23 protein-coding genes are annotated in these 24564 nt (G+C 50.1%); 8 read left to right on the top strand and 15 right to left on the bottom strand.

The features are described from left to right. Positions 1 to 12 precede the first annotated feature (12 nt). The 6 genes from AC50Y5_RS28175 to AC50Y5_RS28150 form a co-directional block, all read right to left on the bottom strand. A complete protein-coding gene (locus AC50Y5_RS28175; RefSeq protein ID WP_494864653.1) occupies positions 13 to 1284 on the bottom strand; it encodes a M20 family metallo-hydrolase in 1272 nt (423 codons plus the stop codon). Then, entirely contained in the window at positions 1265 to 2656 is a 1392-nt protein-coding gene (locus AC50Y5_RS28170) for an aspartate aminotransferase family protein (RefSeq protein ID WP_056032945.1), read from the bottom strand. Before AC50Y5_RS28170 ends, AC50Y5_RS28175 begins: the two co-directional genes overlap by 20 nt. A gap of 205 nt (positions 2657 to 2861) precedes the next feature. Next, the gene (locus tag AC50Y5_RS28165; protein ID WP_494864651.1) at positions 2862 to 3950 is read right to left on the bottom strand and encodes an ABC transporter substrate-binding protein; all 1089 of its coding nucleotides are present in this window, start codon (positions 3948 to 3950) and stop codon (positions 2862 to 2864) included. A 159-nt stretch (positions 3951 to 4109) separates the two neighbouring features. Further along, on the bottom strand, positions 4110 to 4967 hold the full coding sequence (locus AC50Y5_RS28160; protein ID WP_494864649.1) for an ABC transporter permease: 858 nt from the start codon (positions 4965 to 4967) through the stop codon (positions 4110 to 4112). Next, the gene (locus AC50Y5_RS28155; protein ID WP_494864647.1) at positions 4964 to 5794 is read right to left on the bottom strand and encodes an ABC transporter permease; all 831 of its coding nucleotides are present in this window, start codon (positions 5792 to 5794) and stop codon (positions 4964 to 4966) included. Before AC50Y5_RS28155 ends, AC50Y5_RS28160 begins: the two co-directional genes overlap by 4 nt. Continuing rightward, positions 5757 to 6569 carry an ABC transporter ATP-binding protein gene (locus tag AC50Y5_RS28150; RefSeq protein ID WP_056031290.1) on the bottom strand — a complete coding sequence of 271 codons (813 nt, stop codon included), beginning with the start codon at positions 6567 to 6569 and terminating at the stop codon, positions 5757 to 5759. The genes AC50Y5_RS28155 and AC50Y5_RS28150 overlap by 38 nt, the downstream gene beginning before the upstream one ends. Before the next feature lie 302 nt (positions 6570 to 6871). Here AC50Y5_RS28150 and AC50Y5_RS28145 point away from each other — a divergent pair, with 302 nt between their 5' ends. Beyond that, positions 6872 to 7075 carry a hypothetical protein gene (locus tag AC50Y5_RS28145; protein ID WP_155972848.1) on the top strand — a complete coding sequence of 68 codons (204 nt, stop codon included), beginning with the start codon at positions 6872 to 6874 and terminating at the stop codon, positions 7073 to 7075. 319 nt (positions 7076 to 7394) lie between these two features. Here AC50Y5_RS28145 and AC50Y5_RS28140 read toward each other — a convergent pair whose 3' ends face one another. The 5 genes from AC50Y5_RS28140 to AC50Y5_RS28120 form a co-directional block, all read right to left on the bottom strand. Beyond that, a complete protein-coding gene (locus AC50Y5_RS28140) occupies positions 7395 to 8228 on the bottom strand; it encodes a carbohydrate ABC transporter permease (RefSeq protein WP_494864644.1) in 834 nt (277 codons plus the stop codon). 9 nt (positions 8229 to 8237) lie between these two features. Continuing rightward, a complete protein-coding gene (locus AC50Y5_RS28135; RefSeq protein WP_235533062.1) occupies positions 8238 to 9194 on the bottom strand; it encodes a carbohydrate ABC transporter permease in 957 nt (318 codons plus the stop codon). A gap of 93 nt (positions 9195 to 9287) precedes the next feature. Then, positions 9288 to 10577, bottom strand: a complete 1290-nt coding sequence (locus AC50Y5_RS28130) for an ABC transporter substrate-binding protein (protein ID WP_494864642.1) — start codon at positions 10575 to 10577, stop codon at positions 9288 to 9290. A 121-nt stretch (positions 10578 to 10698) separates the two neighbouring features. After that, positions 10699 to 12081 (bottom strand): AraC family transcriptional regulator, encoded by a 1383-nt coding sequence (locus tag AC50Y5_RS28125; RefSeq protein ID WP_494864640.1) that lies wholly within the window; start codon positions 12079 to 12081, stop codon positions 10699 to 10701. 93 nt (positions 12082 to 12174) lie between these two features. Next, positions 12175 to 12966, bottom strand: coding sequence for an SDR family oxidoreductase (locus AC50Y5_RS28120; RefSeq protein ID WP_494864637.1), 792 nt, complete (start codon positions 12964 to 12966; stop codon positions 12175 to 12177). A 536-nt stretch (positions 12967 to 13502) separates the two neighbouring features. Here AC50Y5_RS28120 and AC50Y5_RS28115 point away from each other — a divergent pair. Continuing rightward, complete coding sequence (locus AC50Y5_RS28115; RefSeq protein ID WP_056031304.1) at positions 13503 to 14291, top strand: hypothetical protein; 789 nt, start codon at positions 13503 to 13505, stop codon at positions 14289 to 14291. Between the two features lie 105 nt (positions 14292 to 14396). Here the strand turns inward: AC50Y5_RS28115 and AC50Y5_RS28110 are convergent, their stop codons facing one another. The 3 genes from AC50Y5_RS28110 to AC50Y5_RS28100 form a co-directional block, all read right to left on the bottom strand. Further along, entirely contained in the window at positions 14397 to 15254 is an 858-nt protein-coding gene (locus AC50Y5_RS28110; RefSeq protein WP_056031307.1) for an aminoglycoside 6-adenylyltransferase, read from the bottom strand. Positions 15255 to 15281: 27 nt separating this feature from the next. Further along, positions 15282 to 15701, bottom strand: coding sequence for a GNAT family N-acetyltransferase (locus AC50Y5_RS28105; protein ID WP_056031310.1), 420 nt, complete (start codon positions 15699 to 15701; stop codon positions 15282 to 15284). 207 nt (positions 15702 to 15908) lie between these two features. Further along, on the bottom strand, positions 15909 to 17072 hold the full coding sequence (locus AC50Y5_RS28100) for a Gfo/Idh/MocA family protein (protein ID WP_494864623.1): 1164 nt from the start codon (positions 17070 to 17072) through the stop codon (positions 15909 to 15911). A 166-nt stretch (positions 17073 to 17238) separates the two neighbouring features. On the opposite strand from AC50Y5_RS28100, the gene AC50Y5_RS28095 reads away from it, so the two are divergent. From AC50Y5_RS28095 to AC50Y5_RS28085, 3 genes are all read left to right on the top strand, one after another. Continuing rightward, positions 17239 to 18090, top strand: a complete 852-nt coding sequence (locus AC50Y5_RS28095; RefSeq protein WP_056032954.1) for an AraC family transcriptional regulator — start codon at positions 17239 to 17241, stop codon at positions 18088 to 18090. Between the two features lie 213 nt (positions 18091 to 18303). Further along, on the top strand, positions 18304 to 18510 hold the full coding sequence (locus tag AC50Y5_RS28090) for a hypothetical protein (RefSeq protein ID WP_494864621.1): 207 nt from the start codon (positions 18304 to 18306) through the stop codon (positions 18508 to 18510). A 189-nt stretch (positions 18511 to 18699) separates the two neighbouring features. Continuing rightward, on the top strand, positions 18700 to 18984 hold the full coding sequence (locus AC50Y5_RS28085; protein WP_056031318.1) for a hypothetical protein: 285 nt from the start codon (positions 18700 to 18702) through the stop codon (positions 18982 to 18984). Between the two features lie 103 nt (positions 18985 to 19087). Here the strand turns inward: AC50Y5_RS28085 and AC50Y5_RS28080 are convergent, their stop codons facing one another. After that, positions 19088 to 19939 carry an AraC family transcriptional regulator gene (locus AC50Y5_RS28080; RefSeq protein ID WP_494864619.1) on the bottom strand — a complete coding sequence of 284 codons (852 nt, stop codon included), beginning with the start codon at positions 19937 to 19939 and terminating at the stop codon, positions 19088 to 19090. 122 nt (positions 19940 to 20061) lie between these two features. Between AC50Y5_RS28080 and AC50Y5_RS28075 the strand changes: the two genes are divergently transcribed. The 3 genes from AC50Y5_RS28075 to AC50Y5_RS28065 all read left to right on the top strand — a co-directional run. Beyond that, positions 20062 to 21060: a Gfo/Idh/MocA family protein gene (locus AC50Y5_RS28075; protein WP_494864617.1), complete on the top strand. Its 999-nt coding sequence runs from the start codon at positions 20062 to 20064 to the stop codon at positions 21058 to 21060. A 48-nt stretch (positions 21061 to 21108) separates the two neighbouring features. After that, positions 21109 to 22050: an aldo/keto reductase gene (locus AC50Y5_RS28070; RefSeq protein ID WP_494864615.1), complete on the top strand. Its 942-nt coding sequence runs from the start codon at positions 21109 to 21111 to the stop codon at positions 22048 to 22050. Between the two features lie 699 nt (positions 22051 to 22749). Beyond that, positions 22750 to 24564, top strand: a 1815-nt coding sequence (locus tag AC50Y5_RS28065; RefSeq protein ID WP_494864613.1) for a DUF8696 domain-containing protein, incomplete at its 3' end; no start/stop codon positions are given.

Raw genomic sequence — 24564 nt, 5'->3', positions numbered from 1 at the left:
GCTCAAACCACCTCACTCCTTCCCCTTAGCAATGTTCACAGCCGCGCGGTACAGCAGCTCAGCTCCAAGCGCAATATCCTCCGGCGCGGCATATTCCCGCGGATTATGGCTAATGCCCTCCTTGCAGCGGACAAAAATCATGCTGTAATCGCACACGTAAGACATCGTGAGCGAATCATGAAACGGTCCGCTCATCAGCTCTGGCGGCGCAAGTCCCATGCCCGCAGCCTCGCGGTGCAAAATCGTCTTCAGCCAGTCCGCGCAATATCTCGGCTCGCTGTTCGTATCCTCGCGTATCGCATACGCGAGGCCATGCTCCACGCTGACCTGCTCGATCACCGCTCGCAGCTCCCGCTCCAGCCCGTTTCTCCGCTCTAGCTCAATGTCTCGGAAATCAACGGTAAAGCTGACCTTCTCCGGTATAATGTTGCGCGAATCAGGGAAAACAGCAACCGATCCGACGGTGCCGACCGTCGGCGCACCTGGCTCGCGCCGCGCCAGCTCATCCAGCGCGACAATAACCTTGGCGCAGCCGACCATCGCATCCCGGCGCATCGCCATCGGCACAGAGCCGGCATGCCCGGCAAAGCCGGTCAATTCGACCGTCCACCAGACGGGACCGGAAATGCCGCTGACGATGCCGATTGGTTCATTTTTCGCTTCCAGTATGGGGCCCTGCTCGATATGAAGCTCCAGAAAGGCTCGGATTGATCCCGCCTCAAAAGAATAGCTGTCATATTGTGCTGGATCACAGCCGAATTGCAGCAGCGCTTCCCTGCGGGTTATGCCGTTTTTATCGGCTCGCGCCAGTTCCCCCTCCTCCAGCTTCCCGGTCATTCCCCTTGCGCCGAACAGCCCTTTATTGAAGCGGCAGCCCTCTTCATCGCAAAAGGCGACGACCTCTACATTCATCTCCGGCCTAATGCCGCGCTCCGCCATCGTCTGCACTGCTTCAATTGCGCCGAGGACGCCAATAACGCCGTCGAATCGGCCCCCATAAGGCTGCGAATCAATATGCGAGCCCAGCATAAGCACAGGCGCCTGCTCATCCCGTCCCTTATACACGCCGATTAAATTGCCGAAGGGATCGATTCGCGCCGTCATGCCTGCTTCCTCCATCCAGCCCTTTACGAGCTCCACTCCTGCGCGGTCCTCCGGGGATAATGCTAGGCGGCATACGCCTGTTTCACCAATCTTGCCGATCGCAGCCAGCGCCATAATCCGCTGCTGAAGCCGCTCCGCCTGAATGTGATGCTTGTTCTCCTTAGCCTGAAGCGGCTTCATGCCGCATCCCCTCCTCCGATGCTCCGCCAGCGGCCCCGAACACCGCCAGCAGCGTTTCGATGATAAAAGCGATATCTTCATCCGTCGAAGAAAGCGGCGGACTGAGCGTCAAAATATTCATAAAGCCCGGCACGGTATCCCCGTTTTTGCCAATGAGCAAGCCTCGTGCCTTGCAAGCCGCGATTACACCAGCAACAAATGCAGCAGCGGCAGGCGTCTTCGTCTCCTTGTCCTCGACCAGCTCGATGCCGACGGCGGAGCCGAAGCTCCGAATTTCTCCGACATTCGGATGCCGGAGCAGCGGCTTCATGCGGCTGCGCATCCGCCTGCCAATGAGAGCAGAGCGCTCAACTAACCCTTCGCGCTCAATAATTTCAAGGTTTTTCAGTGCAACGGCACAGGAAACCGGATTGCCGCCAAACGTATTGATATGGCGGAAGTGGCTGTCCGGCCCTGCTTCCTTGAAGCTTTCATACAGCTCGGCGGATACAGCCGTTGCGGATAAAGGCGAGTAGGCGCTCGTCAGCCCCTTCGCCATCGTGACGATGTCCGGCTTAACGCCATAATTGTGGTGCCCGAATTTTCGCCCCGAACGTCCGAAGCCGCAGATGACCTCGTCAACAATCAGCAGGACGTCATATTTGTCGCAAATGGCTCGCAGCTTTGGCAAATAGCTGTCCGGCGGCACGAGCATGCCGCCACCGGTAATGACGGGCTCAACGATAATGCCAGCAACGGAGTCTGGCCCTTCCCAGATGATCGCGTCCTCATAGGCCTGGGCGCATTGCAGCTCGCAGGCACCGCTCGTCTGGCCGAATGGGCAGCGGTAGCAATAGGGCGGCGGCACGTGGGAGAAGCCCACGCCAAGCGGCTCGTATTTTAGCTTGCGCTGCGCCTGCCCCGTTGCGCCTAGCGCTCCCATCGAGTTGCCGTGATAAGCCCGATGGCGCGAAATGAACTTGTGCTTGGTCGCTTTTCCGCGTTGATGAAATGCTTGGCGGGCAATTTTGAACGCAACCTCGTTCGCATCAGAGCCGGAGTTAGAGAAGAATATCCGATATTCCCCCTCCAGCCAATCACCCAGCTTCGCCGCCAGCTCGATGCCCGGGACATGGGATTGAATGAGCGGCGAATAGGCCAGTGTCGTCATTTGCGCGGCAGCCGCCTCGGCAATTTCCTTCCGCCCGTGCCCCACATTGACGCACCATAGCCCTGACATGCCATCCAAATAGCGATTGCCGTCCACATCCGTAATCCAGCTTCCTTCCCCTGACGCGACAATCATCGGATGATCATTATGAGGTGTAATATGATGCCATAGGTACGCCCGATCCTTTTCCAGCAGCGCTTCCTTTAGCTCACTTGCTTGCATGGCTGCATGCTTAGCTTCATCATCCATTGCTTCGTGGATATCCATCAGCTTCTTCATCCTTCCCGCCGATTGCCGTCTATGTGCTCGATCTGCCGTTTATGTTGTCTATGCCCTGCAACAGCCATTTATGCACGAGCCCGAGAGATTCTTTAATTCCAATAAGGCTCGCCTTCTCGCAGTCTCAAAATCCCGCTTCGCTTCGGGCTTACGGCTTCGCCGCATCCGCCAAAATCGTCTTGTCGACTGCCACCGCCAAATCCGGCTCCTTCTTGATCAGCCCATATTTCAGCGAAATATCGACCGTCCGCTGCACAGCCTCGTCTACGAACGAGCCCACCTGCGCCTCCGTAAAGCCTTCCGGCTTGACCAGCTTGGCCATTTCCATCAGCATCGTCGTCTGATGCTCCTTCGTCGTGCTGCCTTCAGTTACGGCTTTCATAATGATGTCAACCGATTCCGGCTGATTGGCAATGGCGTAGTTCCAGCCCTTCATCGTCGCGCGAATCGCTTTAACGGCGGTTTCCCGGTTCTTTTTCAGCCACTCCTCCTTCACGACCAGCGTATCCTCCAGCATGCCGACGCCCGCATCCTCAAAATCGTAGACGTACAGATCGTCTTCCTTCACGCCGCTTTCAAGCACAACATGGTATTCGTTGTAAATCGTCGAAACAGCCACATCAAGCTGCTTATTGAAAAATTGATCCATCGTGAAGCCCTGCTTCACAAGCTCCACGTCCTTTTTCGGATCAAGGCCATTTTTCTCCATGAAGGCGAGCACTTGAAACTGCTGGCTGCCCGTCCACATGCCGACCTTCTTGCCTTTCATCTTCGCCGGCTCGTCGATGCCAGATGCTTTGTCGGCGACGAAGCGGTAGGAGCTTTTCTGAATAAGCTGGGCGACCGATACGAGCGGCAAGCCATTAGCCCGGTTGACCAAAAGACTGTCAAAGCTCGTCACCCCAATATCCGCCGCCCCATTAACGACCTGCTGCTCAATGACGACATCTGGGCCGCCGGGAATAATCTCGACATCGAGCCCCTCCTGCTCATAGAAGCCTTTTTCCTTAGCGACAAAAATACCAGCGAATTGCGCCTGCGGCACCCATTTCAGCTGAATTTTCACCTTCGTAAGCGGCGCCTCAGCCGCTGCCGTCTCCTCCACCGCCGCTGCTTCTGATCCAGTAGGCATCTGGGTGCTTGCTGGCTCACTGCCTCCGCCGCCGCAAGCTGCCAGCAGCAAAAGCCATGCCATTGCCATCATTGCCAAGCTTGTTCTTCGGTTTCTCTTGATCATGAAGACCATTCCTCTCCCTATCGAATCGCATCTATTTATATGGGTCTTCCCTAGCTGCTGAAACTGCGACTGAGACTTAGACTGAGACTGCTGTGGCGGGGCGAGGTCGGCAGGCCCGCGCTTAAGCAGGCGAATCTAAGAGGCTCCGTATGAAGCGAGCTACCGATTGCGCTGCGCAACATGCCAAGGAATAGAAAGCTGCTCTGCAAGCTGTACAAGGTAAAAAAGCACAATGCCGAGCGCAGCGGCAATCGTTATGCAGGACCAGGCAAGCGGCATATTGCCGAGCTTGATTTGATCGGAAAGCAGAAAGCCCAGCCCCCGTGACGATATAAAAAACTCGCCGACAATGGCGCCGATGATGCTCGTCGACATATTGATTTTCAGTGCGGTAAAAAAATGCGGCAGACCATTTTTAAAACGAAGCTTTATAAATACGGAGCGGCGGCTTGCTGCATACACATGCATCAGCTCCACATACATGGGATCAATGGAACGCAAGCCCTTGTAGGCGCCGACCGCCATCGTGCTCATGGTCATAACGGAGACGATAGCTATTTTGGAAGCTGCTCCGCTGCCAAACCAGTTGTTCATTACGGGAGCAAGGGCAATAATCGGGACGGCATTCAGTGCCGCAAGCATAGCGATGCCGCCATTTAGAGCTTTCGGAGCAAAAGACGCAGCGGAAGCGGCGATTAGCCCCAGCAGCGAGCCTACTAAGCAGCCCATGATGATTTCCATGCCGGTAAACAGCGAATAGCGCCACAACATTTCGGCATTTTCTTGAATGGACGAGGCAATCGCCGACGGCAGTGGCAGCTGATATAACTCCAGTTGAAACAGCTTATGGAATAGGCCCGTTTGCCAAGCCATCAGAAAAAGCAGCCCGAACACCAGCGGCAGCAGCCATGCCTTGCTTCCTCTTTGCCTTCGCCCCTTCTTCACTCGTCTGACAGTGTTTTCCCGCGACAGTACCGCAGATTGATTGGCAGGCACAGCAGCCATCTCCTTCATCATTCGTCCCTCCCTTGCGAGCGGAACTCTGGCTGCCATGGCGTAATAAGACGCTCCGCTATACTAATAGCCGCGAGCAGCAGCAGGCCAATAGCCATGCTCATTAACACCGTAGCCCAGAACATGTATACTTGAGCGTTCCCATAATAGAGCGAGCTAATCATCAGCACGCCGATGCCGTTCGGCGCTCCCATCAGCTCCACAATGATTGATGCGGTTATAGCAAGCGGCGCAGACAGCTTAAGTCCGGCAAACAGGCCGGGCAGCGAGGCTTGGAGCTTCAGCTTCATGTAAAGCGTCCATGTTGAGGCTGCGTAAGAGCGCATGAGTTCCTCTTGCTCCGGCTTAATGCTCTGCAAGCCGCGCAGCGTATACAGGGCAACCGGGAAAAAGGTAACGTAGCCCGACATCAGCGTTCGCGACAACGCTGGATCATGAACGATGCCGTAAATGATTGGCGCAAGCCCGATAATAGGTACCATTTGCGAGGCGATCATATACGGCGACAGCGTATGCTCAAGCGTGTGGGATAAGCTCATCAGCACCGCGAGAAGGAAGCCGACCGCAGAGCCAATGGTGAAACCTAGAAGCGAATTGCCGAATGTAATGGCACCCTGCTCGGCTAAAACAGGCCAATACTGCACAGCTGCATTCAGTACTAGGTGCAAATAAGGCAGCTTTGAAGCTGGAGCCAGCAGCTGCCATACATCGGCTATAAGCCAAGCAAATGCTTCCCATAGCAACAGCACGCATACTGTCCACAGAACTACATGCCAACTGATTCCCCATCGCCTATACGATTTGCTCGTCAAGCGAATCACTCTCCTCATGGAAGCAGCTCCGTACCAAATCGGTCATCGCATGAAACTTATCCGATCTGCGAGTATGCGCGAAGCTTCCTTCCTCCCGCTCAACCTTGATTATGGAATGAACACGACCCGGATGGGCCGATAAAATGACGATCCGATCGGATAAATACACCGCTTCAGGAATGCTGTGGGTAACAAAAACGATCGTTTTATTCGTTTGTTTTTTAATATCAAGCAAATCAAGCTGCAGCCGCTCCTTCGTAAATTCATCAAGTGCAGAGAAGGGCTCATCCATCAGCAGCAAAGGCGGATCAAGCGACAAGGCCCGGGCAATCGCGACCCGCTGCTGCATGCCTCCGCTAAGCTGCCACGGATAGTGGTTTTGAAATTTGGAAAGGCCGACAAGCTCTAGTAAATGCGTTATTATTTCAGAATATTCAGACTTTTTAAGTCCCATTATTTCCATTGGCAGCTCAATATTGTCCTTGACCGTGCGCCATTCAAACAGCGTAGCACTTTGAAAAACAATGCCGAATTTGCGGCGCAGGCGCGCCTCGCGGGGATGCTGGCTGCCAATCGTAATTTGGCCCGAGGTAGGCTCCAGCAAATCGGCCATTAAACGCAGAAGCGTCGATTTCCCGCAGCCGGATGGGCCGAGGAGCGAGACGAATTCGCCCTGGCGGACGTCAAAGCTTACATTTTGCAGCGCAGCCACCTTGCGGTCACCGCTGCCAAAATACATGGATATATCGTCGATGCGAATTTCCACTGGTTGATTTTCCTTCGGAGCGTCCATGCCATCCCTCCTTCTCTTCAATCAACGCTATCTTTGTGTAATATTATATAACACTCAGTTTTAATTACATTAGACAGAGTGTTACATAATCATAATAATCCATTGTACATGATGTCCAATTCTTGCATAAATAGCTGATTTCCGCGCGCTGCTGTTGGGATTTATGTTTTATTACCTTACCTATTTGATACCGTTAATAGTTAAGGCTATCAGCTATTTATGAGATATAGCTTCTACTTTTGTCCTGCTCGTCACTAAATTTGCATCCCCAAAGTCAACCTCATGCTTTTCGATCCAGGGGATTGCTTTGTGCACAAGGATACAAAGATAGTTACGGAGCGGAGGGCACAGCAGCCGTTCTTTCAACAGAATCGCGGGTTATTCCACAAGTGGCGGACACAGCAACCGCTATTTCAACAGAATCGCGGGTTATGGCGCAAGTGGCGGACTCAGGAGCAGCTATTGCGCTGCTAATCGCCATTTTGACGGGGTTAGAAGGACAATAACGGTTTTCCTGTCCGCTTGCGACCCGAAATCGGATTAAATGCCCGAATAGCGGAATCTCAGTCCGCCAAAAAGGAGGGAGCGTCCCAACCTGCCCAGTCTCAGCAATACTGTTCTCAGCAGCTACACGCCTACACAACAAAAACCGCGCCACCACCATGAGCAGGAGCCCATGCCGGTAGCGCGGCTTTTTTTCGAAATGAAAGCTATGCTATGAACTAATTTCCCCAATCCGCCTAACTATCCCCCGCCTGCCAACGAAGGACGGAGAATCAGCCTCGTTCAGCGGTTACCTAGGTTGCGGCCGGCAGGCGGTGAATGTCAGCCCTTTACGGCTCCATCGGTCACACCGGCTATAAATTGGCGGTTGAAAAACAGGAAGATTAGAAACAACGGCAGCGTAGCCATAACTGAAGCCGCCATAACAAGCGACTTATCCTGAAAATAGGACGACGTATCCAAGCGCAGCAGCGCTACCTGCACCGTCAGCATCTCATTCGATTTCATCACAATCGACGGCCATAAATAGTCATTCCATGCCCCCATAAAGGTCAAAATGCCAAGCGTCGCATAAGCGGGAGCAATTGCCGGAACAGCTATTAAGGCATACAGCTGCAGGTTTCGGCAGCCATCGATTCGCCCCGCCTCCACCAGCTCGTTCGGTACGGAAGCTTCTATATATTGCCGCATAAAAAACACCCCGAAGGCACTAACCATGCCCGGTACAATAACGGCGCGATAATCATTCAGCCATTGCAGCTTCGTAATAATTAAATATTGCGGGATAATGCCGAGCTGCGCCGGAATCATCAGCGTCCCGAGTACGAACAGCAGCATAAAGCCTTTTCCCGTAAAATTCAGCCGGGCAAAAGCGAAGCCTGCCAGCGAGCTGAGCAGCAGCATGGATATCGTGATGCTGACTGCAATAATGGCCGTATTGCCCATCGTACGCAAAAAATCGACATTTTCATTATTGAAAATCTTATCAAAGTTTTCCGCCAGGCGGCTTCCATAAAATACCTTCGGCGGTATCGCCGAAATTTCGCCAGCCGTACGGGTAGAAATAACGCTCATCCAATAAAAGGGAAAGATCGAAAAGCCGACAAACAGCAGCAGCAATACATAAACGATGGAACGCCCCGTCCGATTTCGCATGGCCGCCTCCTACCTCCTTAGCTTTCCGACTAGCAGCGAATTAAATAGAGCAAATATAACAATGATGATCAGCAGCAAATTGGCAATCGCTGAAGAATAGCCAAAAGCATGGTCGGTGAAAGCTGTTTTGTATAAATACATGACAACGGTTAGCACCTGATTGTTTGTGCCGCCATTAACGGCCGCGACGGCTCCCGACAAATCGGACATGAAGGTGAATGGCTCCGTAAACAGCTGGAGACCACCCGTCGTAGCAATCAGCGTCGAGAACATAATCGTTGGCGTCAGCATTGGGATCGTAATGCGGAAAAACTGCTGCCCCTTGCTGGCCCCATCAATCGTCGCGGCTTGGTACAAATCCCCTGGGATGCTTTGCAGCCCTGCCAGCTGAATGACCATGTGGAAGCCGAGATAACGCCAAAACACAAGCGCAGCGACTGCAAGCTGCGTAGCCCATGAATCCCCTGCCCAATCTAATCGATCCAAGCCCAGCAGCGTCAGCAAATAATTGAACAGGCCGTATTTCACCCCAAATACATTGGCAAAAATCAAGCTCACCGCCACAAGCGAGGTGATATTTGGCAAAAAGATAAAAAAGCGGAACACGCCTTTTCCTCTAATAAACGCCTGATTGAGCAGCACCGCCAGCAATATCGCAAACAAAATTTGAAAGGGCACGGATTCAAACCAAATTAAAAAAGTGTTGCCAATCGATTTCCAAAACAAGGGGTCATCCGTTAACAGCAGCCGATAATTCCGCAGTCCGACAAACGTCCGGTCCCCGAGCATATCCCATTTAAACAAGGAAATATAAATGGTATACAGCATCGGATAAAAGCCAAATACCATGAAGATTGCAAAAAACGGCAGCGTGTACAAATAACCGGAAATATGGTCGCTGATACGTTGATTAAACCGGCGAGCGGCATGCCCAGTCCTCATTTTCCTCTCCATTTTCCTCTCCACTTTCCAGCCTCCTCTCTAGCAGCATTTCATTCATGCAGCCTCGAACAGCAAAGGTAGAGTGCAGCCGGAAGGCCGCGCTCTACCGTCGTTTTCCTAACGGGCCAACGTCGATTTCACCTTGCTCACTAGCTCGGTCCACGTTTTCTCCGGGTCAGCCCCTTTCTCCACATTCGGAAGCTGCTGCCCAATTTCATTCGTAATCGTCGACCAATTATTAATCGAATCCATTAACGTCACCTGCTCCGCTGCTTTCGGATAAATCTCGCCTACTGGTGCGCCATTGAAAAAATCATCCTTTTTCGAGGTGAACGCTTCATCCTTGTATACACCCGGTGTCGAAGGGAAATTGCCATTGGATTCATAGACCGAAAGCTGCTGCTCCGGCGCCAAGATCCATTTAATAAACGCATAAGCTTCCTTTGCGTGCTTGCTTTGCTTAGGAATAAGCAGGAAGGAGCCGCCCCAGTTCGCCGAGCCGCCGGGCATCATCGCAATATCCCATTTCCCTTTCGCATTCGGAGCATTTTGCTTCACGAGGCCGAGCATCCACGGAGGCGCAAACATCGTCGCAAAATCGCCCGTATCCAGTCCGACCTTCCAGTCATTCGAAAAATCCGGCTGCTGCGCGGTCAATCCTGCCTGTGCAAGCTTCGCCGAGTAATCCCATGCCTCTTTCACCGCCGGATTCGTATCCATCGTCAAATTGCCGTCCTTGTCAAAAAAGGTGAACTCCCCGCCCTGCTGGATTTTAGGCAGAAACGCGCCAAAGAAGGCGTCGGTCGTCAGCGGCTTGCCCGTTTTTTCCTTAATCGTCTCGCCCAGCTTGAAGTAGTCATCCCACGTAGCGGCGAGCTTGGATACCTCATCGCGGTTCGTCGGCAGCCCCGCTTGCTCGAACAGCTCAATGCGATACATCATCGCCATAGGGCCGGAATCGGTCGGTATGCCAAAAATAAAGCTGCCATCCGCGCTTGTGCCCTGCTTCCAACGGGAATCGAGATAATCCTTTTGCAGCTCATCCGCTCCAAAGTCCTTCAGATTGTAGAAATAATCCTCTTTCTTAAACTGCGGAATATCATCAACCGTCAAAATAACGATATCTGGCGCTCCGCTGCCCGCGGAAAGCGCGGTTAACAGATTTTGCTTATGGTTGGCTTCGTCAATTTGCACATCCAGCGTAATGTTTTTATTTTCTTCCTGATACTGTTTAATCAGTCCATCAAGTCCGGGACCGTTCGTATTCCAGTAAGTAAGCTTGATTGGCGAGTTAGCGCTTTCTGAGGTGCCGCTAGAAGATGGGTCATTCGAGGAGCTGCAAGCAGCCAAGGAGCCTGCCAATAATCCGGCGGCCAGCAGCATGGTAAAAGGTTGCTTCATTCTCATCTTTATATCCCCCTGCATCATAATGTAAGCCCTTACAAGTCAGTTATACCACTTGCAGGCTAGGCCCGAGAATAAGGGGGATTTACGATTTTTTGAACTATTCTACAATCGGGTCATTTTTTCAGGTCGAACTCGACCGGATCCGGTAATCATAAGGGCTGACGCCCTCCAGCGATTTAAATAAGCGGCTGAAATAAGCTTGATCAGAGTAGCCGGTGTTATGGCAAATTTGATAGATTTTCAGATTCGTTTCACGCAATAGCGTCTTCGCCCGCTCCATCCGAATTTGCGTCAAATGCCGCGTGAAGGACAAGCCCGTCTCGGAAGTAAATAGGGCGCTTAAATAATTGGGCGTCACATCAAGCCGATTAGCCAGCATGCTGAGAGAAAGCTCTCGATTGGCATATTCATATTGAATGTGCGACATCGCATTTCGAATAATGCGATGCACAAATTCATTCATCGTTCGATTGATCGTTGAATCGGGCAGGCCACCCTGAAAGGTTCTCATACTCTGCTCATACATCGCACGAATCGACGCCAAATCTGCAGTTACGCCACCAAGTCCGACTGCTAACTGCACAGCCAGCTTTTGCTCCAGGCATAATCTGGCCTCCTCTATGTACGGCTCCAATGCGGGCACAGCGATATCTGTCGAGAATAGAACGGCGGTCATACGCGAGGCTTCCACAATAATGACGCCGATTCCGTAATGGGCCAAAACATCCTCCAGCAAGCTCTTCGCCCAGAAGCGGTCCGGCTTCGTCCAAAACTCACGGTCGGGACTCGTTAGTGTGAACAATCCAATCCAGCGGTGCGGTGGAAACAGCGAGTGGTCTAGCGGCAGCTCCGGCTGCTGTTCATAAAATAAATCCTGCACACGCGATTCCAGCGCATTTTGCTCGCGCAGCTTAATAATTTCGAGCGAGGGTCCTCGACTCTCATCCCTTAGTCCTGACTCTGACTTGAGGCTATCGATCCCCTCCAACCTGTGCTCAATCATCACAATGATCAATTGCAGCACATAAGTCCGCAGCTTCATTCGTTCCAGTTGGTTCATTGCAGCCGAATGGCGGGAGGCTTCGATTATTTGGTCAAGAATCGGTCGCAGCCGCTCCGCCACCCTAGAAGCAGCCGCATAAAACAGCTGCGGATCATGAAAAATCGAGTAGGCCAGCGAGCGATCCTCTATATCCAGGTGCAAGCAGAAGTAGGTGACTCCCTCCTTGTCACTCGTCTGGCTCTCATGCGTATAGCCGGGAGGAATAATGACCAGATCACCAGGGAATTGCTCATAAGGAATGCCATTAATGATCATTTTCTGAAAACCCTCAACGACCAGATTAATTTCCAGCAGCGGGTGGTCATGCTCCGGGTAAGACCAGCCCTGCTCTGCACTGCGCCAGTGTGTGCCATAAAGCTGGAAGCTGAACCTAAAATCCGGCAGCGCAAACTCCTCCAGACATTTGTCCTTCCCGCGGCCGGGAATAAACAATAACGCCATACGCCGTCCCTCCTAGCCATATCCATCGTCATTTTATTGTGGCATACGCCTATATAAAATAAAAGCGGCCGCATTATAGCAGCCGCTTCCCTATTATTTCCCTAAAAATCCGCCTTCGGATTTAATAATCTGGCCCGTAATCCACTGCGCATCGTCGCTGGCCAGCAAACAGATCGCTTTCGCCGCATCCTCCGGCAGACCGATACGTCCCATCGGGAACAGCGGCAGCAGGCGGGCTTTCAGCTCATCATCCATCCAGCCCGAATCGGTCGGCCCCGGATCAAAGCCATTGACCGTTATTTGCAGCGGAGCAAGCCCCACAGCAAACGGCTCGATGAGAGCGATTAAAGCGCCTTTCGTAGCCGTATAGGCGAGATTGTCCGCATCCGGTCCTTTGGAAACCATAAATATAATTCTTCCGTTCGTCCCTATCGGCTGGTTTTGCTCAAAGCGCTTCGCGAACTCGGTACTGAGCAGCATCGTTGTCCGGTTGTTCACCACATGATGCTGCTCAAGCAGCGCTAGATTCAGGGTCCGAAAATTTGTCGGCACACAATAAGCCGCATTATTAATTAAAATCGAGGGGCTGCCCAGCGTCCGCTCCACCTCATCCATGATGAGAGACGGCATATCCGGGTTGGAAAAATCAGCCTCCATATGGCTCGCCCTTACGCCTAGACGTTCCAATTCGCCGCGCAATTGCTCCGGCCAAGCTTGCTCGAGGCCATTGCCTTCCACCTCATCAAACGCTTGCCAATGCGTAAAAAAGATATCGATGCCACTGCCCGCGAGCGCGCGGCAGATCGCTGTTCCAATGCCCGTGGAGCGGCTTGCGCCGGTCACAATAGCAATTTTATTTTTCATCGAAGCTTTCAAAGAAGTCATGTGTAATTCCCCCATTCAATATTGGAGGATAAGAAGACATTAGGCATTCACCCGAGATGCTGCTCTGCCCCATAACGAACAACGGCTGCCTATAGGCAGCCGCTGACAGGGGTATATGAAATCCCCAGCCCTGCTTATCCTGTAAGGTTTGCGAAAGGAACGCCAAATACAATAGCAAGCTAAAGCCCCTTACTAAATCGGCATTCTATTCTGCTGCTAACCTCTACAGGATTATCCACATAGCGGGTTCAAGTCTCCTTTTTCAAGCATCTCTATTCCGGATCATAGCATGGCGTGGAAGGTTTGGCAAATCGTGAGAATATAAATATGTGATCCTTTCATTACCTTTTAAATATGTATAGAAAGTATTGAAAATAATCGGGTCTATAACACCGCAAAATACAATCTATTACATCCACATTCGACTGATATCGCCAAATTATTTGGTTTAAATTCTCTCAAATTGTTGATGATGGAATCATTAAGTGATACTATAGAACTAAATAAAAAAGATTTTGAGGGGGATCAATTGGACATTGAATGAGAAAAAAAAGCCAGGCTGTTTGAAGATTATCCTTATCGTTTTTGGCGTTTTCCTAGCACTAAGCATTATTATTGCAATTATTGGAAGTTTAGCTGACGACTCTAGCGAACCCACTACTGCGTCCACAACTAAGGAAACAACAGCAAAAACTTCACAAGGCTCAGAAGAATTGTTTGCTACTGCTAAGAAGCAATTTGAAGAGGGCAGCTACCTTGATGCTTCTGCTACAATTGAAAAAGCAATTAAAGCTGAGAATAAAGACGAGTATACTAAATTAAAAACGGATATTGCGGCGAAAATCAAGGAACGCAAAACAAAGCTTGAATCCGGTTTTGAAATCAAGGAAGATAAGGTTGAGAACATCACTTTCATCTCTCCATCCGAAGGTGTTACAAAAGGATTAGTATTTTACCCTTACATCGGCGTTAAAGATTCCAAAAAGTATATGTTGTTAAGAGTAGGATTCCAAGAGGATACTTCAAAGGCTCTATTCGTATTTACTAGCATTAAAGTACGTGCAGGAGATAAATTAGAAGAACTTTCTTTTAATCCTTTGAATAAATCAAGCGATGTTGATATACTTGGTGCTGGTATGACGGAAATTGTTGATATTAATGTTAACAAAACCATTCAAAACATGCTTGACAGCCAAATTCCAAGTACCGAAGAAGTTATTGTTAGGTTTGAGGACATTTCCAATAAATCAACCGACTATACATTAACGAAAGAACAAAAACAAACGATTGCTGACATTCTAGAGTATTACAATTATTTGGATTAAATCATAAGAATACTTAAAGGCGCCTCCTTTCTTTTATACAAGAAAGGAGGCGCCTTTTGTATACTGCCGTTACTTTTCCGAGCATGAAGCAGTAAAACCTTAAGGCTACTTATTTTTCACCATTTGTCTCGCATGCAGCCAAGTTTTGATATTGCTATACAAGCTGTGCGGGTAATCATAATGATAAACTTGCGCTGTCTCTAAAGACAGACGGCCGAATAATTCATAAGAGACGATCAAGGCTTTCCAGCTAGCAAGCTGATCAAAACCTCCGAACGATTGTTTTAAGTCCGCTATAACTGCATCATCTGCCCAGTCTGCAATAAATTTCCCGGCATGCCAAGTATCATAGTTTTGTCCATGAATCGCTTTGGCATGCCACTCCATCATTTGCAGCAGCAGCTGTTTGCAATCGTGATCCCTTTCGCCCGCGACCCATAATTCACCGCGCAAAATCTGCTTCGCCACATACAGGCAGGCAAACCCATATTGCTGAACCACCTGCTGGAAGGCAGCTTCCGTAATCGGTGGCGGCAGGTCAGGGACAGCTGTTTTGGGAATCAATTTGTCGCCTTTGCCCGTCTTGTCCAGCAGCAGCTTCACCCCACGCTTAAAGCCCTGCGGCACTTGTCCGACAGCAGCCAAACGTTCCAGTTCAGCGATAGGACAAAACAAGAAATCCACCTGCAGTCCCTCATTGAATAGCACTAATTTCTCAGGATCTCCTCCTGCCGTCCGGTACATAAAGCTCGTCCAAACTTCCCCAATATGGATCAGCCAATCATTATGCTCAAAATAGTAATCTGGATTGGTCGAATAAATGACGATGTCCAGATCGGAAAATTCATCAAACGGCTTATCCGTTCTTGCTCGCGATCCCATCAAATATATCGTCTGTATTTCATCGTTTTCACCAGCCCAGCTTACGATTCGCTGCTGCAGCATTTCGTATAAATCCGCCATTTTCACTCCTCCATCACTTGTGGGCGTCTAAAGATCCTTTTTCAAATAATAATGCTGATGGCCCCCGGCGTTGTCTATTGTGCCATAAACCTCGTAGCCATGCTTCTTGTAAAAATCGAGCGCCTGAAAGCTTAACGTGTCCAGTTTAATGAAATCGCATTTTTTTGCTTTGGCAAGCTCCTCTGCTTCTTCCAAGAGCTTCGACCCATAGCCTAATTTCCGCAGCGGCTCATCGACATACAAAATATGCACCTCCAGCCAGTTCCAGCACACTTCACCCAGAAGCCCGCCGTATACGACGCCATCCTCCTTTTTTAAAATCAGATTAATCTCTTGGTATCTGTCGCTTAGCTCTTTCGGAAAATGCTCCCTATTAAAGGCGATTAGCTTATTTAGCACAGCTTTCTTATCGGCCGAATTTGATTCGTTTATGATCTGAAGTTCCATGGCACACCCCTGCTTTCTCCCAGCTAATTCCATCCTATTCTTGTATTATCTACCGCAAACGGGGAAAAAGCTATACACAAATAGAGAAATAGAGCGCAGCTTACTGGGGAAGCTTAAGTTTCCCCCCTTTAAAAATCGCGAGCCAAATGAACAGCAGCCTAGCCCAAGCATCGGCATGCTTGGGCTAGGCTGTGTGCAAAGTGAGCGTTACGCTTTATTTTCCAGACTGCTGCCTGTCGTAATGGCTGCCTCCTTAAAATTTTCCACCGAAGCGGTCTTTTCATAAAAACGGGGCGTATTCGCCATTAAGCCTTCACGCGTATAGAAGGGATCGTTTTCTGCAAGCGGGAACACGACCTTTTCTCCTGTGCTTGCCGACTTGTAAACACCCGTAATAAATTCAAGCGTGCTGCGGCCGCTGATACCGTCAATAAGAACGGGCGCGCCGGTCTCGATCGCGGTCAGCACGTTATCGATCTGTCCGAGATGGCCGATATACTCCACCTCCGGAAGGTCTTCATACAGCTTTTGAAGCTGCTGCTCCAGCCCTTCATTAGCTATCGGGAAGCCATTCGGCCGCGAGATAGAAGCCTTCATTTTCCATGGAACGGACACGCGGGCCTGCTTGCCTTGGAAAATCAGCTGCTGCTCCTCGCCATGGTGCACAACGGAGCTAGTCACGATGCCGAGAGCCCCTTGCGGGAAGCGCAGCATTGCCATCGACAGATCCTCGACCTCTGCATTATCATGCGATATATTCGTCATAAATGCTTGTACCTCGCTGGGCTGCCCCATCATCCACAGCAGCGCATCAATATGGTGCACCGCATGGTTCAGCGTACAGCCGCCACCTTCCTTCTCCCATGTGCCTCGCCACCACAAATCGTAATAGGAATGTCCACGCCACCAGAAGGAATCAACCTGAGCATGAACGATAGGCCCCATCAGACCGCTATCTACCACCGATTTCAGCTTCATCATTGGCGTTTTAAAGCGATTTTGCGCCACAATGGACAGGATTTTCCCGCTGCGGCGGGCCGCTTCGTTCATTTGGTCGCATTCCTGCAAGGAAGAGGCCATCGGCTTTTCCACGAGTACATGCTTGCCATCGTTCAGAAGATCAACCGCAATAGGCGCATGGGTATAAGGCGGCGTACATACCGATACCAGATCGATATCCTCCCCTAGCAGTTCCTTATAATCAGCTACAATTTTAACGCCTTCCAATTGAAACTGCTCCAGTCTCGCCTGTGCCTTATCCGTGTAGGAATCGCAAATCGCTACAACCTTGCAGCGCTCGCCAAATGTTCTATACGCTTCCAAATGAGCGGAGCTAATGGCTCCTGCTCCAATAACCGCTACTTTCAGCATAAAACGAACTCCCCCGTCCGCAAATGAGTTAATCTTTCCCTCTTAATTTTAAAGGAAAATCAACCTCATTTATGATTGGGAATTGTGATAAAATACAACTATATTGCGGTTTTTGAAGTGTTTCAGCTACATGCAATATAAGGGAGGCTCGGCAGCCGTGCACAAAATGGAAGAACAGTTTTCATTCAACTATCGCATCTCATCCGACAGCAGCTTCTGGGAAGTTTTTCACGCCCATTCCCAAATGGAATTTTCCTATGTCCATGCCGGACATGGGGATCTCATTGTAGAAGGCAAGCGCTACCGGGTCGAGCCAAATACTTTAATGGTTTTTCATCCCTTTCAGCTTCATCGGGTACAGATGGATGTATCGGCAGAGCAGCCGTTCGTTCGCACCGTGCTCATGTTTGAGCCGTCGCCACTAAAAAAATACTGGAGCTCCTTCCCATTGCTGAAAGCTTTTTTCGAGGAATTGCTGCTTCGGCCCGGCGGCGAGCCCTGGTACGGCATTTCTGAGTCATCACCGCTTGCGCTGCTTTTGAAGCAATTTAAGGAAACGCGGGAGCAGCTTGCTGCTGATGAATCCGCGGAAGAAGAGGACGATCATTTTCTGCTGCTGGAGCTGCTGCGGCAATTAAAAGCCATTCGCCAGAAGCCCGGCAGCCAAGCTGCCTTGCAAATAAGACGGCAGAGCCACAGGGCAGAGGAAATGATGGAGTGGATCGAACAGCACTATCAGGAGCCGTTCCGGCTGGAGCAAATGGCCGATGCGCTGCATCTGTCCCGCTATCATGTCGTGCATTTGTTCAAGCAGGCTACGGGCTCAACCATTATGGACTATACCAAAGCGACGCGCGTCCGACATGCCTGCCTCTATTTAATCGAAACGACGCTGACCGTACCTGAAATCGCCACCCGTGTCGGCATGGGCACCCCCTCTTATTTCTGCAAGGTGTTTCGTCAGCAGATGGGACATACGCCGCATCAATATCGGCTGCATACCCAGCGCAGAAAATAAGGCCGCTCTATTCGCATAGAAGGCAGCCTTGCTCTGTCAATGCTAAGCTTTTCTACATTTCCATTTCCCGTTTCGGACGGGGCTCACTTTAACCCCAATTTCCACAGCGGTTATGGAAAGGACTTTAATATAAGTAACCACACCCTTCACATTAAGAATGGCACAACCATTGGCCACTCCCATGAACACGCCTACATGGGAGGTGCCATCAAAATGAATGCGAATATTAGGAGTACCTACACCAATACCCTTAAGAATGTTCCGAATGCAGCTGTTGCTGCCTCCGCTTTTGTTGTTGCAGCTTCGATCATCTTTGCTCTTATTCCCATAGCTTTTATTCCCGTAGCTTTTGTTTCCGTGGCTTTTGTTACTATAATTTTTGCTGCTATAGCTGCGACTGACTCCTTTTCTAGGCAATAATATCACCTCCTTATTGATAGAGTTGATATTATTGTATGGAAGTTGATAGATTATGGTGTGTGTCTTTTATGCTATTAAATTTCATCTTCCCGCAATACAAGGAAAAGGAAAATTCCTACCCATTCGCGCTACTAAGCACTTTATAGTAAAATGAGAGAATGCTCTAAGATAAGATGAAGAGGTGCCTGAATGTCCATTAGTTTCACTACATCGATTATAAGCCGGCTCAAAAGAGAAATTGCTGCTTTAGAAGCCCAAAGCGTATTGGAGAAAAATAAATCCGCTAAAGCGCAAGCGAAGCTGAAGCAATTGCAAAAGGATAGCAAAAAAAGCAGCCTGCCCAGCGATTTAAGCAGCAAGCTGACCCGTATGAATAAATTAAATGAAGAAATCGCCGAAAGCGCGAAAAAACAAGCCGAGTTCTCCCGGCAGTTGGTTTACAAAAAGTCTGAGTTAAAAAAACACTCCTCCTAGATTTTCACACCCTACAATCGGCTAACGAATGCATGTAGTCCGCAATTGGAAAAAGGTTGGATTCTCCTTTAATCGAGGGAATCCAACCTTTTTTATTTTCCCATTATTCCTTCCCATGCATCCCGTACAGGCGGCGATAGGCAGTCGGCGTCATGCCTTCATGCTGCATAAAACGCTTATTGAAATAGCTGACGCTCGGATAGCCAGCTTCCTCGGCAATTTGCCCAATGTTGTCATCCTTCCGCTCCAATAGCCATTGCTTGGCTGCTTGCAGGCGACAGCGCGTAATAAAATCCATTGGCGTCATCCTCGTCGCCGCTCGAAACAGCTTACAGAAATAATAAGGCGTCACTCCGAGCCTATCCGCCCATTCATCCAAAATAAACGGCTTTACCGCCTCCTGCTGCATCAGCGGAAGCAGCTCCATAATTCGGTCGGCGGACGTCTCCGCCTTGCCCTGTTTCAGCGCCACTGCCTGCTCGACGAATATCGTAAGCAAAGCATAAGTAAGCATAGAGAGATGCGCCGGATGCAGCATGCGATACGTCTCCGCCTCGCCCAGCAGCTCCTCATGAGCCTTCTCCCAAACCGCGGGCTGACGAAGTCTCCATAAAGGGCTTTTGTGCAAGCCCTGCTCAATCAAATAATCGCGCAGCCCGCTGCCGCCATAAAAGTGGAGCCAGCGGATATCCCATGGCTCATCCTTGCTGCTGTAATAACGCTGTTTTTGCAGTGGAAAATACAGTACCGCCTCCCCCGCGCGCAGCTCGTGAACGACACCGTCCAATTCGACAAATCCTCTGCCCGATGCGACATAATGGATATTAAAATTATTCAGCGCGCCCGCTTCCCGATATACGCTATGCTCGGGCTGTTCATTGTAATTGCCAACCGATTCCGGAAAACAAAAGTAAGGCATATTCGGTAGGGTAAGCAAATGGCTTTGACGATGCAAATCCAACACCTCAATGACAATATTGTTTTAATAGGGTGCAAAATATTATCATTTTAATTTTAATTCACATCCTCTATAATCGCAATATCATCATAAACTTTCATACAAAGCGAGGTTGAATCATGAGCAAGAAGTTGAAATGGGGCATTATTGGCTGTGCTGGAATTGCGAAACGCGCTGTTATTCCAGGGCTGCATTTATCTGAATTAAATGAAGTGGCTGCCATCGCCAGCCGCGACGGAGACAAGGCTAAGCAAACCGCCGAACAACTCCAAATTCCGACTGCATACGACAGCTATGAAGCCCTTTTGGCGGACAGCTCCATCGACGTCATTTATATACCGCTCCCTAACCATTTGCATAAGGAATGGGCAATCAAGGCTGCTGCGGCAGGCAAACATATTTTATGCGAAAAACCGCTTGCCCTTACGGCACACGAAGCAGCAGAAATGGCTGAAGCCGCTGAGCAAGCTGGCGTCCTGCTTTCCGAGGCTTTTATGTATCGCTACCATCCCCGCTATGAAACGATTAAAAACTTAATTGCAAACGGTGCCATCGGTGAGGTACGCGGCATTCGCAGTGCTTTTACATTCAACAATGCAGGCGATAAAGCGAACGTCCGTTACCGCAAGGCTTGGGGCGGCGGCTCCCTCTACGATGTAGGCTGCTATCCGATTAATGCAGCGCGCCTACTGCTGGGCAAGGAGCCTGAGGCGGTAACGGTAAACGCCCAATTTTCACCTGAGCATGATGATGTGGATATGATGGCGTCCGGGCTCATCGAATTCGAGGGCAATGTATCGCTCACCTTCGATTGCGGCATGTGGTCCGCCTTCCGCAATCCGCTTGAGATATTAGGCAGCGATGGCATTATCGAGCTTCCCTCCGCTTTTGTTACGCCTACTCCAGAAAGCGGCACGATATTCGTCACATCTGGCGGCGAGCGCAAGGAAGTTGAAGTCCCTTATGTAAATGCCTATACCGAGCAAGCCGACCATATGGCACGTGCCATTACAGAAGGCAAAGCTCTAACCTTCGGTGCTGCGGATGGCATTCGCAATATGAAAGTGATTGATGCCTGCCTGCAGTCTGCACGCGAGCGCCAAAGAGTTATTTTATAAGCTTAAACGCTTCAAGCACATTAGCCTATTGAGGAGGCCACGACAACAATGGATTATTTAAAGGTGCAAGGCTTGGACAAACCGGTATCCCGGCTTATGAAAGGCTCGGATTATTTTTTTCATGACCGCTATGATAAAGCTGCGGCAAACTTGGATGCGTTTTTCGCCATCGGCGGCAATTCCATTGATTCGGCCCATATTTACTGCGGCGGTCAAAGCGAGGAAGTTATCGGCCGTTATTTGAAAGAAAGAGGCAATCGGGAGCAGTGGGTCATTTTGACTAAAGGCGCACATCATGACCAAAATGGCCCTCGTGTAAGCAGTGAAGCGATTCGCAGCGATTTGAACACCAGCCTTGAGCGGCTGCAATCCGGCTACATTGATATGTATGCGCTGCACCGCGATGATCCAGCCGTTCCCGCTGGCGAGGTCATTGAAATTTTGAACGAGCATGTCGCTTCAGGCGCCGTTCGGACGATTGGCGTGTCCAACTGGACATGGCAGCGTATTAAGGAAGCCAATGATTACGCAGCAGCCAAAGGTTTGGTGGGCTTTTCCTTCAATAGCCCTAACTTCAGCCTGGCAAAAGCAAACGAACCGTTCTGGGCAGGCTGCGTTTCCGCCGATGAAGAGACATCCGCTTGGCATGAAGCAACGCAAATGCCGTTATTTTCGTGGTCGTCCCAAGCCAGAGGCTTCTTCACGGAACGCTTTACACCCGAGGATCGGTCGAATGCCGATCTGGTCCGCGTCTTCTACAGCGACGGCAACTGGGAGCGGCTGGAGCGTGCCAAGCAGCTTGCTGCCCGCAAAGGGGTTACCGCCATTCAAATCGCACTCGCTTACGTGCTAAATCAGCCGTTCCCGACCTGCGCCTTAATTGGCGCACAGTCACTGGAGGAGCTGCGATCCTGCGATGAGGGCTCGCTTATTACATTGACAGCAGAAGAGCGGAATTGGCTGGATCTGACCTCGGAAACTCAAGGCTAGGTAACCGCAGCATACGATTGTTGCTGAGATCACGCAGTTTTGGAACCTCATTCCTTTTTTGGCGGACTGAGGTTCCGCTATTCTGGCTTTTGACCCGATTATAGGCGATATGCGGACAGGAAATCCATTATTGCCCTCTTCCTCCCATCGAAATGGCTTTGGACAGCGCATTAGCGGCTCCTGAGTCCGCGACGTGTGCCATAACCCGTGATTCGGTTAAAATAGAAGCTGCTGTGTCCGCCAAATCTATCTTTGTACAGGGAAAACTCCTGAAACGACTCGCATGAAGATGCCTTACAGTACTTCATCTATTAGATCGAGATATCGAGATCCAAAATATCCTTGAGCCGCCAACCTTTTGGCGGTTTTTTTGGCGTGCTTTTAACGAAAAAATATTATGGATAGCGCTGTTATAAAGCAAAGGAAATCGACAGCTATTTGTCGAATAATGTCTGTTATATTATCTACTACTATTTTCAGATAACTGTGGGAATGGGGGAGCGTTAGCAGCAAATTGTATGAAAGAATGGGATTCATAAACATCGAGAAATAAAATTAGGCCGTACACCGCTGTAAACCATTTAATTAAGAGCACCTACATCTGAGGGAGTGATCCATATTATACGCTCGGTTAAACATCTCAAGAAGGCTTTTATGATTTTATTAAGCTTAACGGTCGTTCTTTCTAGCAGTTTTTCTATGAATCGATTCATAGACGTGGCTGCCGCTGCCATCACCCCCACAACTGTCACGTTTACCACGAATGAAGCAACGGCGTGGAACGACGGTATTGCCGAAGACGGCGAGGGCGGATCTGCCAATATCGCAGGTATTAATATGCAGTTTTACAATATCAGCGATACGAGCGGCACAATTATTCCAGAAAAGCTGATACATGGGGATACTCAACAAAGTGACTCTTTCCATGCTTTGACTAGTTATGCTTCTAATATAGCTAGTGGTTGGAAAGGCATGGGCATGCAATCGTCTGACGGAGCCGAGTTTCGGTTAAAGGAATTCTTTTACTCTAATTGGGGCGGATCTGCTTCTATTACTGTAGTAGGCTATCGTAATGGAACGGAAGTGGGAAATACTTCATTTACTACAGATGAATTAGTGAATAATTACGATTCGAAAACAGTGATATTAGGATCAGCATTCTACAATGTTGATAAGGTGCTTCTATATTCAACAGGCCCAACCTGGCATGGTATTAATAATATTCAAATTGACGAACCAATCATCACTAATGCGGCTCCGCCAACTATTGGCACTCAGCCGACTGATAAGACCGTGAACGTCGGCGGCAGTGCAAGCCTAAGTGTCGCGGCTAGCGGTGGCGCGACGCTTAGCTACCAATGGTATAGCAATTCGACGAACAGCAACGTCGGCGGGTCGCTTATCGGCGGTGCGACTAGCGCTTCGTATTCGGCACCAACCTCCAGTGCGGGCACGACCTACTATTACGCAGTCGTAACGAATACGGACAGCAGTGCATCAGGCAATCAGACTGCTACGGCTACCAGCAATGCAGCTAAGGTTACCGTGAACGCTCTTACTCATGCAGCAACTCCGACGATTAACACGCAGCCAACAGATAAAACTGTGAACGTCGGCGACAGCGCGAACCTCAGTGTTGCGGCTAGCGGTGGCGCGGCGCTTAGCTATCAGTGGTACAGCAATTCGACGAACAGCAACGTCGGCGGGACACTCGTTGGCGGTGCGACTAACGCTTCGTATTCAGCACCAACTTCTAGTGCAGGTACGACTTACTACTATGTTGTCGTGACCAATACGGACAGCAGTGCTACAGGAAACCAGACTGCTATGGCTACCAGCAATGCAGCTAAGGTTACCGTGATTTCTCTTACTCATGCTGCAACTCCAACGATTAATACGCAGCCAACAGATAAAACTGTGAACGTCGGCGACAGCGCAAACCTCAGTGTTGCGGCTAGCGGTGGCGCGGCGCTTAGCTATCAGTGGTACAGCAATTCGACGAACAGCAACGTCGGCGGGACACTCGTTGGCGGTGCGACTAACGCTTCGTATTCAGCACCAACTTCTAGTGCAGGTACGACTTACTACTATGTTGTCGTGACCAATACGGACAGCAGTGCTACAGGAAACCAGACTGCTATGGCTACCAGCAATGCAGCTAAGGTTACCGTGATTTCTCTTACTCATGCTGCAACTCCAACGATTAATACGCAGCCAACAGATAAAACTGTGAACGTCGGCGACAGCGCAAACCTCAGTGTTGCGGCTAGCGGTGGCGCGGCGCTTAGCTATCAGTGGTACAGCAATTCGACGAACAGCAACGTCGGCGGGACGCTGATCGGCAGTGCGACTAGCGCTTCGTATGCAGCACCAACTTCCAGTGCAGGCACTGCCTACTACTACGTTGTCATCACAAATACAGACAGTAGCGCAACAGGTAACCAAACCGCTACGGCTACCAGTAATGTTGCAACCGTAACCGTGATTGCGTTAACCAACGCATCCACTCCTACT

Source organism: Paenibacillus sp. JT22N7, from assembly GCF_059383875.1.
Note: the sequence above shows the minus strand (reverse complement) of the source record. Positions and strands in the feature narration are given on the sequence as shown.